Source organism: Bacillus stratosphericus, from assembly GCF_020524495.1.
GTDB classification, from domain to species: Bacteria; Bacillota; Bacilli; order Bacillales; family Bacillaceae; genus Bacillus; species Bacillus stratosphericus_B.
In genome coordinates this window covers 66,151-79,420 of sequence record NZ_JAIVLB010000003.1, presented here as the reverse complement: position 1 = coordinate 79,420, position 13,270 = coordinate 66,151, and the positions used below count along the sequence as shown (strand labels likewise).

Here is a 13,270-nt window from a genome sequence, read left to right as displayed (position 1 = left end):
AATTCTTCTTCTGTCAAGTATGCTTGACAGAAGGGGGATCTGACGCATGAAGAATTTATTCGCCTATACGCTATTGCTGATCATCGGTTTTGTAACCGCTTTATACTTTGGTTTTTATCATATGATGCCAAAAACAGCGACGATCTTTGATGATGAACAGACAGGACTGAAGGATCAGCTTGTGTTCAAATTTAGCCATGTCGTAGCCGATAATACACCAAAAGGACTAGCTGCAAAGAAATTCGCTGAGCTGGTGCACGAGAAATCCGATGGAAAGATCAGCATTCAAATTTTTTCAAACGGAAGCCTTTATTCCGATATTGAAGAGATGAATGCACTAAAGGAGAATCAAGTTCAATTTATCGCCCCGTCTACCTCTAAGCTAGGCATGCTGTCTCTAGAATGGCTGGCACTTGATCTTCCCTTTGCCTTTTCTAATTATGAAGCTGTTCAAGAAGGATTACATGGTGCGATTGGACAGAGATTGTTCGGTACGTTGCAAAAAGACGGACTAAAGGGAATGGCCTACTGGACAAATGGCTTTAAACAACTCACCTCTAATAAAGGACCAATTAAACAGCCTGGCGATTTAAAAAATCAATCTCTCCGCATTATGCAAAGCGACATGATTGAAAAACAATTCAAACTTCTTGGAGCAAAGCCCTATCAAGAATCATTCAATTCGACGTTTCAACTGTTGGAAACAAAAAAAGTAGACGGTGAAGAAAATACAATTTCAAATATTTATTCAAAAAAATTCTATCATATACAAGACTTTATGACGATTAGTAATCACGGGTATTTAGGGTATGTTGTCTTAACAGATCAATCATTCTTTGATCGCCAGACTCCTGAAACAAAGCGAATTTTACTTGAAGCGATGGAAGAAACAACGGTCTGGAATGAAAAACATGCGGAACAGCTAAATAAAGATCAGCTGGAGGACATTAAACAGGAATCTCCAATTGAGATCCACGAATTGACACAAGAAGAGAGGCAAAAATGGATGAAAGCCCTTGATCCTTTGTATGATGAAGCCGAAAAAACCATCGATTCCACCTTGATCAAACAGATCCAGGAGCTTCGGGATCGTTATGAACTTTCTCCTATGCATGCTTTTCAAGAAGATCAGTAGATAAATAAAAAACCCTTTTTAGGGATTTCTGATTGTTGCTATACAGATTCAGCTCTTTGTCTTATTCGACGTCATTTGAAAATCCTTAAAGTCTCGGAAAGACGGAGTATCGGAACGACTTTTGACATTCGTGAGCACCGGACTGCAATGAATGTAAGGGTTTGTCTTCACGCTGGCACCGCCTAAGAGGCGGTATTTTTTATGTTTTGATTGACATTACCTTTTTCCACTTACATATGATAAACAAACCTATTAGTTCAGATAGTTGACAATTCATGAAGTTGGGCATATGATGATTGAAAATTGCATCGAGGGAACTTTTTGTGCCAAAGCAAAACTTTGTAGAATCTAGGTGATGACATTTGACAAACAAATACATCGAGGCACAGGCCCACATGTCAGTGGCAGCTGAGCGTGCACTTGAAGGGAAGGTAAAAGGGTTTAGAAGGCTCCTTCCTTTTCTCGGGCCTGCTTTTATTGCAGCCATTGCATATATTGATCCAGGCAACTTTGCTACCAACATTGCGGCTGGCTCAAAATATGGTTTTCTGCTTTTATGGGTTATTCTCATATCAAATCTAATGGCTTTGCTCATTCAGTCCTTGTCAGCAAAGCTTGGAATCGCAACAAGTAAAAATCTACCTGAAATCGCACGTGAAGAGTTTCCAAAGCCCGTCTCCATCGGTTTATGGATTCAGGGCGAGCTCGTCATTATCGCCACAGACTTAGCTGAATTTATCGGTGCTGCACTTGGCTTGTACTTGCTCTTTCGAATCCCACTTCTTGAAGCATCAATTATTGCAGCCATCGGATCCTTTGCGATTTTAGAACTCCAAAGACGCGGATATCGAGCATTAGAAGCAGGTATCACTGGTATGCTGTTCGTTGTGGTGATTGCTTTCGCTGTGCAAACCTTTGTCGCAAAGCCTGATATCGCAAGTGTCACTGGCGGACTTTTCATTCCAAGGTTTGATGGGACAGATAGTGTGCTGCTTGCAGCTGGAATTTTAGGTGCCACTGTGATGCCGCACGCGATCTATTTACATTCAGCTTTAACCCAAAGAAGAGTCGTCGGCAGAACGGAGAAAGAGAAAAAACAAATTTTCCGCTTTGAGTTTTTAGACATTATTATTGCCATGCTAGTCGCTGGAGCCATCAATGCCAGCATGTTGATTGTGGCAGCTACTTTATTTTATAAAAATGGTCTCTTTGTTGAAGATTTGGACATCGCATTTCAGCATTTTGGTACAATCGCAGGTCCTATGTCGGCCATCTTATTTGGTGTAGGTCTGCTTGTAGCCGGACTTTCCAGCTCTTCTGTTGGTACTTTGTCAGGCGATATTATTATGCAGGGATTTATTCAGTATCGCATCCCATTGTATGTACGCCGGTTAATCACCATCGTCCCCCCTATTGCAATCATTGCATCTGGGGTCAATCCGACATCTGCGCTTGTGATGAGTCAAGTGGTATTATCCTTTGGTATAGCCTTTGCTTTAATTCCGCTTATTTTGTTTACAAGCAAAAAACGAATTATGGGCGATTTAACGAATGCACGCTGGGTGACAGGAATATCTTGGGTGATAGCAGCTCTTGTTGTAGCACTCAATCTCTTTTTAATTGTGGATACCTTTATGTAAAAGACAGTGATGAGGCTGTCTTTTTGTTTCCATTTGATTATGGTAGAATTCACCTTGAGAGGATGTGGGCACATGTTTTTTTATCAGGACCAAGATGTATCCATGCGGCTACTTGAGCCAAGAGACGCAAGAAGTTTGTTTTTGCTCATCCAGCGGTCAAGAGAGCATTTACGTGAATGGATGCTTTGGGTGGATACCACGCAAACAGAAGAGGACAGCATGGCGTTCATTCAAGGTGCAATGCAACAAGCTTTCCAGAACAACGGCTTTCAAGCGGGCATTTGGTCACATGGAGAACTCGTCGGTATCATTGGCACCCACCAGATTCATTGGGTCGACCGAACCGTTTCCATTGGCTATTGGCTCGGAGAAGGCTATCAAGGAAAAGGCATCATGACAAAAGCGTGCAAAGCGGTCATTCACTATTTATTTCAAGAGTGTGGACTGCATCGCATTGAAATAAGAGCCGCTGTTGATAATCAGAAAAGCAGACGCATCGCAGAGCGATTATCCTTTTCTCTTGAAGGCATTCTCAGACAATGTGAATGGCTAGGCGACCATTTTACCGATCATTGTGTCTATGCACTTTTGCAGCCTGAGTATATGAAGCAAAAAGCGTATTCAATGGATCAGACCACTTAATTGTGTCGATTGCATAAATTACTTTACAAAGTGAATCTTTATGGTATCCATTGTGATCAGCATCTGATAAAATAGAAGGAAAAATCGAGGTATGATGTATGTCTCTAATTATTTTATTTTACTTATGGATTTTCCCTTTATTATTTGGCATTTTCTTCTCATTCCTAACAAAGAAAGTCACATACAAACGCCGCTTTGTCCCATCATACAGCATGGCAGGACTCAGCTTCGTTTTTCTTATTCTGGCACTTGTCTTTTCAGCCAGCCATTTCCTATTCATTTGCGGTATGTTCCTTTTTGCCACTACACTTGTCGGCACAGGCATTCCTTTATTCTTAGCCTTTGCAAAAACACCATCATAAACAAAACCACCTTTTCTGGATAAGAAAGGTGGTTTCTCTTTTTATTGATCAGGCATTCGGTATGTAATGGACGCACAACAAGAAGCCCGTGAGAAGGGAAAGCAGTTGGTTATCATTAAACACATTTTCATCGTAAATCCCAGTTCTCTCAGCATCCAACGATTTAGAACGTTTCTGTTTAAATTTAAATCAATATTTTATACCAAATTACGAGTCTTTTCACACGCATATTCATACTTGAACACACTGAAAAACCCATGCGATTCTGCATGGGTTTTTACACAACTATTGATCTAATTTTAATTTCTTTAATTGTTCAGCTAGTGCGTTATTGATTGGTTCTTCCACTTTTTTTTGTTTCTTCATATATTTAGACACATCGTGCTTACTAGCTCGTTTTTGATTGGATTGTGCTTTGCGCTTTTCAAAAACAGACAGCTTCTCTCTATGACCGCACACACAGGCAAAGATTTTGCCATCTCCTTCCCCTCGCAGCTCGAGCTTTTTATGACAGTTCGGGCAGCGTGCATTTGTTTTCTTCGCGACATTTTTGCGATGACCGCATTCCCGGTCCTGACAAACGAGCATTGTGCCATTTTTCCCGTTCACTTTCAGCATGAGTTTTCCGCAGTCAGGACAATGGGTTCCCGTGATGTTGTCATGCTTAAATGTTTGGTTTGTCTGCTTGATTTCAGTTACGGCTTGTTTTGCATATGCCTTCATTTCACTCATGAATTGAGAAGCTTTCAATTGACCTTTTGCAATTTTAGTAAGTTTCTGTTCCCATTCCGCTGTTAAGGCAGGAGACTTTAAGTCTTCAGGTACTAAGGATAATAGCTGCTTCCCTTTCGATGTGATGAAGATGTCTTTGCCCTTTTTCTCAATTAAGAAGCTATTAAACAGTTTTTCAATGATATCGGCTCTTGTTGCCACTGTCCCTAATCCACCCGTTTCACCAAGGGTTTTCACTAAGTCCTTTTCTTCGTTCTGCATAAATGCAGCAGGGTTTTCCATGGCAGATAAAAGGGTCGCTTCATTAAATCGAGCAGGAGGCTTCGTTTCTCCTTTTGTTTCTTTCAGCAGTCTTACTTCAAGAGACTGGCCTTCTGTCAGTGCCGGCAGATGCTGATCTGCTTCGACTGATTCCTCGTCTTCATAGGAATCATCGTATACGGCTTTCCAGCCAGTTGATTGGACGGTCTTCCCTTTTGCTGTGAACAGTTCACTGCCTATCTTGGCGATAACAGTCGTTTCCTCGTATTCAAAAGGTTTCATGAGGACAGCAAGAAATCGTTTGGCAATCAAGTCATATAATTTACGCTCTTTATCACTTAATGCACCAGGATACAGCTCTTCCTCAGTTGGGATGATTGCATGGTGATCTGACACTTTGGCATCGTTGACGAAGGATTTATGTGCCTTAATACCTGATTGTAAAATACGGTTCACATAATGCGCATATGGTCTGACGTTCATTCCTTTTAGTCGATCCTTTAATGTGGGAACGATATCCGTTGAAATATAACGTGAATCTGTACGCGGGTAAGTGACGAGCTTATGCTGCTCATACAACCGCTGAAGAGTAGACAGTGTTTCTTTCGCTGAAAAACCGTAGCGTTTATGAGCATCACGCTGCAATTCTGTCAGGTCATACAGCCCTGGAGCAAAGGCTTTTTTGGCTGTTTTTTTCAGTGCATCAATCACTGCAGGTTTTCCTTTACAGCTTGCCAAGCGTTCCTTGATTAGATCCTCTTGGAATGTGCGGTTTTGCTTTGTTTTTGCATACTGCCAAGTCAAGGTGAGTCCGTCTACTTGTGCAGTCAGCCCAAAGAACGGCTTCGGCTGAAATTGCTGAATGTCTTCTTCTCGCTTTGCGATCATCGCAATGGTTGGGGTTTGCACCCGTCCGCAGGAGAGCTGTGCATTAAATTTAGTTGTTAACGCTCTTGTCGCGTTTATCCCTACAACCCAGTCTGCCTCTGCACGTGCGACCGCTGAGCGATACAGGTTGTCATATTCTCTACCGTCTTTTAATCGTTTGAATCCTTCCTGAATCGCTTTGTCAGTGACAGAGGAGATCCATAGTCGTTTCAGGGGCTTTTTCACATGAGCTTTTTCAAGAATCCATCTCGCCACAAGCTCTCCTTCACGTCCAGCATCTGTTGCAATGACAATGTCTTTCACATCTTTTCTAGCAAGCTGCGCTTTTACCGCTTGGAACTGTTTGCTTGTCTTTTTCATCACCACAAGCTTGAGCGGCTCTGGAATGATCGGCAAATCCTCTAAACGCCAGGATTGAAATTCTTTTCCGTAGCCTTCTGGATCAGCCAGTGTGACCAAATGACCAAGTGCCCACGTCACAATGTATTGATCTCCTTCTAAAAAGCCGTTTCCTTTTTTATGACACTTCAGCACGCGCGCAAGATCGCGTCCTACTGAAGGTTTCTCTGCTAATACAACTGTTTTTGACACTACATTTCACATCTCTTTCTTCTATCCATCCTTTTATTATAGCAGACGTGAGGAGATGCGGTTCTAATGGCGGATTATTTTCTTTAAACGTTTGATGATTTCATTTGTGACCTCTTGTGTTTGATAGGCTACGCCGATGTCTACAGTTAAAAGGACTACCCAGAGGTTACAGCAGACTAGCCGCATATTGATGCCCTCTCCAAAAAGCATCGTATGAACGATGCCATGCCATTTTGTTGCAATTGTTACAGTCATGATGTGACGCACTTGAAGCAAGTACTCTCTAAATAACTGATTTTCATTTTCCCTATTTTTTAAGCATTACTTGAACATATTTTGAATTTTTCATAGATTTTAGCATGTCCAGACGATCTTTCGTTTATATTAGAAGATGAGAAACTAGCTTTTATACAGGAGGAATTGTTTATGCATACAAGTATTAGCCGTCTGCGACAGGCGGGTTTTATTGAGGGTATGTCTCTTTTAGCCCTTCTTTTAATTGCCATGCCTCTAAAATATTTTGCGGATATTCCCATGGCGGTCACCATTGTGGGTTCTCTTCATGGCGCATTGTTTGTCATCTATATGCTCGTTTTGGCATATGTGACATTTAAAGTTCGTTGGCATTTGAAATGGTCGATCGCCGGTTTTTTTGCGGCATTCATTCCTTTCGGCAACTTCGCCTATGATAAGGTGCTCCGCCAATTTGATACGAAAGCGTAATATGAAAAAGCAAGCGTTCCAACAAGAAACGCTTGCTTTTTTATGTTGTCTAGGCTTGTGAGATCTGGGTTTAAGATATCACAGTTTTTGCAGTCTTTCCTGTTCTTTTTCCTTCATACTTAAATTGGAGAAACAAGCTGACAAATGATACGGCCCCCTTTCATAACATATTGTGTATCTTCTTCCCTTTTCTAGGTATCATTAGTCTCTGCATTCTATTGTTTGACGAACATAAAAAGGCTGCCAAATAGATGGCAGCCTGCTTCTTACTCTTTTCATGCAAATAAATAATCAATTTCTGATCTCCGTTGCGGAGTTTATGAATTAAGATTCGATCATATCAGTGTGTCATATGTGTTCCGAGTGAACCTACGTTTGAAAGTAAACGCCATGGAAGTTCTGGTAACAAGACAACGAAAGCCCTACCTCTCATTCGTCCTTACGGCTCCGAAGCCGCGCCAGTGTGAATTGTAAATCAAAACGTCTTTTTTCCATTCTTCCGCTTTTATAGGGGGCGGATGCAAAGGGAAAGAATAAGTTTGTTGCTTTGACAGCGTCTCGTTCTTATCAAGTAGAAGCTCTATTGCTTCTTATGATGTCATAGAAAAAAGAAAGTTTACTTTCTTTATTTATTTGCTTATTTCAACACTTAATATAGAAGTATAACACGTTCCCCCAACTTACGCAAGCGTTAAAGTGATCATTCTGCTGGTGTACGACTTCCCTCATTCATATAACGGATAGAGGTTGAGTCAATCTTTAGGATGACTAGGTTTGGATCGTCTTTTCCTTTAAACCATTTCTCCATATCCTCTGACCAAATTCGGTCAATCAGCTCTTGATCATCTGTTAATGTAGCGGTGCCTGTAATTTCTGCATAAGTGTCACCGAACCCTTCGCCTGTATATCCAATTAAGATATGGACATTCGGATTTTTCTCAATTTCGTCTACTTTATGTGTTTCTTTGCTCGTTGGGGTATATAGCGTCAGCCCATCATGGAAAAAGGTCATATAGCGGGTATGCGGCTGATCCTGTTCAACGGTCGCTAGTGTTCCGACCTTTTGCTCATCTAATAAGTTCAATACCTTTTGTTTTAACTCTTCTTGTGACATGTACCTTCACTCCTTCAAAATTTCATCCGTATTTTTAGGTTGCCACGACAATCCATTCATTAAACAAAGAAATGTGTTTTTCATAAAAAGAGATCTTATAGCTGCTGCCGTTGATGGCTCCTTTTGTCGCTATGTAATCAAGTGCCTTCTTCGTAAAATAAAAATTGGCTAACAAAAACGGCATGTCCAATTCCGCTGTCTCCACCTGTAATCAGTGCTACTTTTCTTTTTAGCTTGCCAGACCCTTGATACGACTCATCCTCAAAGATCGGCGCAGGATTCATTTCTCTTTCACTACATGGCTGCTGATCCTGTGTTTGGGGCGGAATGCCGTTTGTTTAGTATTCACGTAAATCCATGTGTAAGCTCCTAAATGGAAAAAATAGGTTACATGATCATCAAAAAGGAGCGTTCTTATATGCTATCAACCCTTTCAAAAAATTTAGCAGACCAAAAGGCTGGCTTGGAAGCATTGCAGGCTTCATTATGGCAACTGAAAATAAAGCATTGAATCAGTAGTTATTTCCACTGTCTACTTGACAGGCAACACATCAATAAGCTCTCGGCCTTTTTCTTACCATTTTGCTTCTTTGACAAATTGATAGAAAAGCTGATTTAATTTCTGCTCAATGTCTTCCTTTGTTCCGTGTCCATAAAGCGCCATGCTTTCTTCACTTTCAATCATAGATGAACTGATTAGACTAAACATTTCAGAACCTTCCTTGCCAAGTTCTAGCGGTGCCAGCATCATGAGCGTTCTTGACATCAGCTGCTGCCCGCCATCCATGCTTTTCACCTCGTATGCCTCATCAAGATCATAGATATGAAAAATCGGTTCCTTGATGAATTCATGCTTTAAGTGAAAAAGAGCAAACTCGGTACCCGGAATTCCTAAACCGCCTTGCTGTTCACGCTCAAGTAAACCGGCCGCCACATCGTCTGCACGATCTAAATATCCTTGGCTTTCAATCTGACGCATCAGCTCTCTGATCGTTTCCTCATGCTGCTCCATCGTCTTCTTTTTTTCTATTGTAAAATGGGACAAGATGCTGCGAATCACGGACATATAATTTGTTATCTGCTCTGCCACCGCCATCATATCAACCGTTTCCTGCACCGATTCTTTTACAGATTCTTTTGCTCTTTTTTTCTCGATGATATAAGGAATCTTCCGTTTAATATGAGACTTTACAAGTATGGCGTCATCCTCGTTTAAGAGCGGACTGACCATAATGTAATCGATATGCTCATATGGGATCGGAACCGTTGATACAATCATGTCATAGCTTGTAGCGTCGATTTCCTTTAGCTCCATTAAGGAAGATAGATCGAATTTAGCGATCTCTGGCAATTCTTTTTTTAACCGTGATGCGAGCATTTTGGACGAACCGATTCCGCTTGAGCAAACAACCAATGCATGAATCTTTGTTTCTTCTTTTTTAATTTCAAGCACTGAGCCAAAGTGAAGCACAATAAAGGCAATTTCATCCTCAGAAACGCTCGACTCCTTCTTCAATCGCCATGAACAGCAAAAAGTAGTCTTTTTTGATTTGTTGTTTGAGCGGGTTATAAATCCTCATCTTTTTCTTTAATCGGTTCATGGCAGGTTCGAGGTGAGACACGAGTCCCTCATACAATGAATCATTTTCATTTAAATGGTAGCCTGTTTTTTTAGAAATAAAATCGATGAGTTTTTTCGTTCTTAGCGCTATATCCAGTTCAATCTCATCAATGCGATATTCTGCCTTAAAGCTTCGGTTTGCACTGCGCAGGTGGATGGTCATATATCCGACCTCTGCTTCAGGAATCTCCACATTAAACATGCGTTCTAGTGCTCTTGCGATTCGCTGTGAAGATTCAAATTCTTTCGTCCGCTTTAATTCAAGCAATTCTTCCTCTTCCATTCGAATGGTTTCGCCAATTTGAATACGTTCGATTGGCATAGGTTAAGTGAACGACAAGAGCAATATAGGCACTATCAGACAATGAGAGCGACAGTCGGTTTTTCAAATGAAAGAGCAGCCTTTCTACCTTGAGTAGCTGTCCCCTGCTGACAACCCCAAACACCTTTTCAGACGCTTTCGTTCGATGTTTAATATTCATTTCAATCGTTTCTAAAAATAATTGAATGTCGAGCCGGTCGACAATGAGATTGCCGACAATTTTTCGTTTTGCTTCTTCCGGTCCTTTTAATTCAATGCCATACCCGCGCTTTCGGATGAGATGTAAACCGTAATGAGCGATCCATTCTGTCAGTTCATCTAAATCGTAGCTGATTGTCGCATTTGTGACCTGCAAGTCGGATGCAAGTGTATATAATTTCACGGGTTCCTTTGCTTCAAGCAACGCACACAGGATTAAGAGCTTCCGTTCATCAGAACTATATTCGATTTGATCCTCATTTGAAATATGAGACAGAAGCCGCTGTTTGTCTTCCTGTTCACCGACCGCCTTCAAGCCCTTCCCCGGCTGTTTATCAAGTGATAGATTGTAATTTTTTAAAATAGGTTTAATGGATTTGAGTTCTCTATGAATGGTTCTTGTACTTACCTGAACAGAATCGGCTATCTCACGAATGGTGACATAACGATTTTGCTGAATCATATATTTGATGACTTTCTGTTCTCGTGCCGTTATGTACATGAAATGCCTCCTTCTGCTTATATAGGTCTATTATCACAATTTAATATAAAACGCTTTCACTAAACGATGCAATCTTAAGTTGATCTAAATTTGGCACACGGGCCGTGACAGAATGAAAGACCATGTCCTGATCACACGTTTTCCCAAAATGACGGTTCATAATCCTTTTGATGAAATTGAACCTTTGTTTATGAAAAGGTTATGTGCCTCCTGCTTTTATTGAATATTTTATACTGGGGAGTCAAAGCAATGATCCATCGTTCCTTCCTCCGGTCGGAAAAGAACAGTTCGCATCGTACCAAACAGCTCTTCATAATTGTGCACAGTCAGACCATCAGGATATTCTGTCTGGAACAGTTTCTCTAAAGCCTGAATTAACATTTGGTATCTGACAGATTGATGTTTAGTCAACCCTTTTGCAATTTTTTGCCCATCAATCATTTCGATCACAGCCGCCTCTCCTTGTCGATCGGCAAGCATGATTTTGAACATTTGAGGCGACAGACATTTCCTGTATAAAACAACCGGCCTCCTCAACCGTTTCACAGTATTCCAGAACAGATCGAATCACATGATATACTTGCAAACCTGCAAAGGCTGGGGCTTTAAACCTAGTTTATTGCAAATAGGCGACTCGCATGCAGAGAACGTTACGAAACATGACCGTTTGTTGATCGGTTGTCTTTTTTCCCTGCATCACACAATGGGAGCATCTTGGCCGAAGATGTAATGAGTGGTAAAAGGTCAAATAGGTTTCATCTAATTGCAGTTCATCATCTTCGTTTCTTTTATCATATCGAAACAGTCCTTCATTTAAAAGGATGAAAAAACGGCAATCCCACCGGATCACAGTTGTTTAGCGGATTGTTGAAACAGCGCTTCTGCCATTGCTTCATATCCTTTGTGGTTCGGATGAAATTGATCAATCGATAAGTACTCTCTTTCATGCCCTTCAAACATGCGGTAAACATCGACAACTTCTACATGCGGATTGGCTGCAAGTAAACGAAGATGTTGATTATATTGCTGCAGCCATCGCTCTGCTATTGGAATTTCAGGAAAAGGATTATATAAATTCATGAGATACACGCTGTAAGGCTGATGCTGCCCTCTTTTTATCAGAGCGATTTCTTGAACCATTTTTGTAAAATTCGCCTGACAATGCATGGACGCTTGCAGCAGTTTCTTTTCATCTCCACCTTCTTCATACTGCTGAACCGCTTGAACAAGATCATTTCCGCAGCCTGTTATGGTGATGATGTCAGCTTGAGCAATGGCACGTCTCACCTCAGACAGCTTGAAGCGCTGCAAAATTTCCTCCGTCGTTAACCCTGATTTCGCATAAACAGACAGCTTTACAGGCGAATGCAGCTTTTTTTCAACCATCGCCGCATACCGCTCAGCAAAGCCTCCGCCAAATAAACGTGCCCCTACCCCAACCGTTAAGGAATCTCCAATCGCAACATAAGATCGTCCCACTTTTATCCCTCACTCTCTCCTGCCTTCTCTTATATATACGAAAAATCAGAACAGATGCTTGTAGCAGATGGCTTAAAGGCATCCACCTTTTTTTCAAGCCAAAGGTTCAGATGAATTTACAAACTCTTTACTTGCGATATGGATCGGTGTAGGCTTTTTATGCTTAAATCCTTGCTTCAAAGCATTCCAGAAAAATTCACAAACTTTTTATCTTGATTTCAAGACTTTATACCTTGACTTCAAACTATATTGTGATTACAATGAAAATATCAGTTTTTATGTAACTGTTATTGTTACATCTTTTTCATACCATTCCAATATGAATAAAGATGATAAATATTCAGTTTATTCTTAGGATACGCTAAAAAAACACTTAAACAGAAAGGATTGAATAAGTTATGGCAAAAGTTTTATACATCACTGCACACCCGCATGATGAAACCGTTTCTTACAGTATGGCTACTGCCAAAGCATTTATCGAATCTTATAAGGAAGCAAATCCAAGTGACGAGGTTGTACATATCGATTTGTACAAAGAAAACATTCCTCACATTGATGCAGATGTATTCTCAGGCTGGGGCAAGCTTCAATCTGGTGCTGGCTTTGATACACTTACAGTTGAAGAGCAAGCGAAAGTTGCCCGTCTAAACGAATTAAGCGATCAATTCGTTTCTGCTGACAAATATGTTTTTGTTTCACCACTTTGGAACTTCTCATTCCCACCAGTTCTTAAAGCATACATCGACTCTGTTGCTGTAGCTGGTAAAACATTCAAATACACAGAGCAAGGTCCTGTTGGTTTATTAACAGACAAAAAAGCGCTACACATCCAAGCACGTGGCGGATACTACTCTGAAGGTCCTGCTGCTGAACTTGAAGCAGGTCATCGTTACCTTGGTAAAATTGCGAGTTTCTTCGGAATTCCTTCATTCGAAGGTCTTATTGTTGAAGGTCACAATGCTGAGCCTGCAAAAGCAGAGCAAATTAAAGCAGATGCAATCAAACGTGCAAAAGCTTTAGGTAAAAATTTCTAATCAATCATACACAAAAAGCCAATGAT

Annotated in this window: 11 protein-coding genes and 2 pseudogenes; 6 read left to right on the top strand and 7 right to left on the bottom strand. The window is 40.9% G+C overall.

What is annotated here, in order from left to right; translation table 11 throughout:
* The first annotated feature begins 46 nt into the window (after positions 1 to 46).
* The 4 genes from LC033_RS02000 to LC033_RS01985 all read left to right on the top strand — a co-directional run bounded on the left by LC033_RS02000 (position 47) and on the right by LC033_RS01985 (position 3,779).
* Positions 47 to 1,135: a DctP family TRAP transporter solute-binding subunit gene (locus LC033_RS02000; RefSeq protein ID WP_226566613.1), complete on the top strand. Its 1,089-nt coding sequence runs from the start codon at positions 47 to 49 to the stop codon at positions 1,133 to 1,135.
* A gap of 362 nt (positions 1,136 to 1,497) precedes the next feature.
* Positions 1,498 to 2,775 (top strand): Nramp family divalent metal transporter, encoded by a 1,278-nt coding sequence (locus tag LC033_RS01995; RefSeq protein ID WP_226566612.1) that lies wholly within the window; start codon positions 1,498 to 1,500, stop codon positions 2,773 to 2,775.
* Positions 2,776 to 2,847: 72 nt separating this feature from the next.
* Positions 2,848 to 3,417 carry a GNAT family N-acetyltransferase gene (locus LC033_RS01990; protein WP_226566611.1) on the top strand — a complete coding sequence of 190 codons (570 nt, stop codon included), beginning with the start codon at positions 2,848 to 2,850 and terminating at the stop codon, positions 3,415 to 3,417.
* Positions 3,418 to 3,515: 98 nt separating this feature from the next.
* On the top strand, positions 3,516 to 3,779 hold the full coding sequence (locus tag LC033_RS01985; RefSeq protein ID WP_226566610.1) for a response regulator: 264 nt from the start codon (positions 3,516 to 3,518) through the stop codon (positions 3,777 to 3,779).
* A gap of 285 nt (positions 3,780 to 4,064) precedes the next feature.
* Here LC033_RS01985 and LC033_RS01980 read toward each other — a convergent pair whose 3' ends face one another.
* Together LC033_RS01980 and LC033_RS01975 are read right to left on the bottom strand one after the other, a co-directional pair.
* Entirely contained in the window at positions 4,065 to 6,251 is a 2,187-nt protein-coding gene (locus LC033_RS01980; RefSeq protein ID WP_226566609.1) for a DNA topoisomerase III, read from the bottom strand.
* Between the two features lie 63 nt (positions 6,252 to 6,314).
* The gene (locus LC033_RS01975; RefSeq protein ID WP_226566608.1) at positions 6,315 to 6,506 is read right to left on the bottom strand and encodes a hypothetical protein; all 192 of its coding nucleotides are present in this window, start codon (positions 6,504 to 6,506) and stop codon (positions 6,315 to 6,317) included.
* Between the two features lie 171 nt (positions 6,507 to 6,677).
* Here LC033_RS01975 and LC033_RS01970 point away from each other — a divergent pair, with 171 nt between their 5' ends.
* Positions 6,678 to 6,974 carry a DUF3817 domain-containing protein gene (locus tag LC033_RS01970; protein ID WP_226566607.1) on the top strand — a complete coding sequence of 99 codons (297 nt, stop codon included), beginning with the start codon at positions 6,678 to 6,680 and terminating at the stop codon, positions 6,972 to 6,974.
* 700 nt (positions 6,975 to 7,674) lie between these two features.
* Here LC033_RS01970 and LC033_RS01965 read toward each other — a convergent pair.
* The 5 genes and pseudogenes from LC033_RS01965 to LC033_RS01945 all read right to left on the bottom strand — a co-directional run bounded on the left by LC033_RS01965 (position 7,675) and on the right by LC033_RS01945 (position 12,210).
* Positions 7,675 to 8,088, bottom strand: coding sequence for a pyridoxamine 5'-phosphate oxidase family protein (locus tag LC033_RS01965; protein WP_226566606.1), 414 nt, complete (start codon positions 8,086 to 8,088; stop codon positions 7,675 to 7,677).
* A 167-nt stretch (positions 8,089 to 8,255) separates the two neighbouring features.
* Positions 8,256 to 8,417: pseudogene (locus LC033_RS01960) on the bottom strand (NAD(P)-dependent oxidoreductase); the annotation flags it as partial.
* Positions 8,418 to 8,662: 245 nt separating this feature from the next.
* A pseudogene (locus LC033_RS01955) lies at positions 8,663 to 10,731 on the bottom strand (BglG family transcription antiterminator).
* A gap of 228 nt (positions 10,732 to 10,959) precedes the next feature.
* A complete protein-coding gene (locus tag LC033_RS01950; protein WP_226566605.1) occupies positions 10,960 to 11,181 on the bottom strand; it encodes a carcinine hydrolase/isopenicillin-N N-acyltransferase family protein in 222 nt (73 codons plus the stop codon).
* A 396-nt stretch (positions 11,182 to 11,577) separates the two neighbouring features.
* Entirely contained in the window at positions 11,578 to 12,210 is a 633-nt protein-coding gene (locus LC033_RS01945) for a GDSL-type esterase/lipase family protein (protein ID WP_226566604.1), read from the bottom strand.
* A 398-nt stretch (positions 12,211 to 12,608) separates the two neighbouring features.
* Here LC033_RS01945 and LC033_RS01940 point away from each other — a divergent pair, with 398 nt between their 5' ends.
* The gene (locus LC033_RS01940; protein WP_226566603.1) at positions 12,609 to 13,244 is read left to right on the top strand and encodes an FMN-dependent NADH-azoreductase; all 636 of its coding nucleotides are present in this window, start codon (positions 12,609 to 12,611) and stop codon (positions 13,242 to 13,244) included.
* Positions 13,245 to 13,270 lie beyond the last annotated feature (26 nt).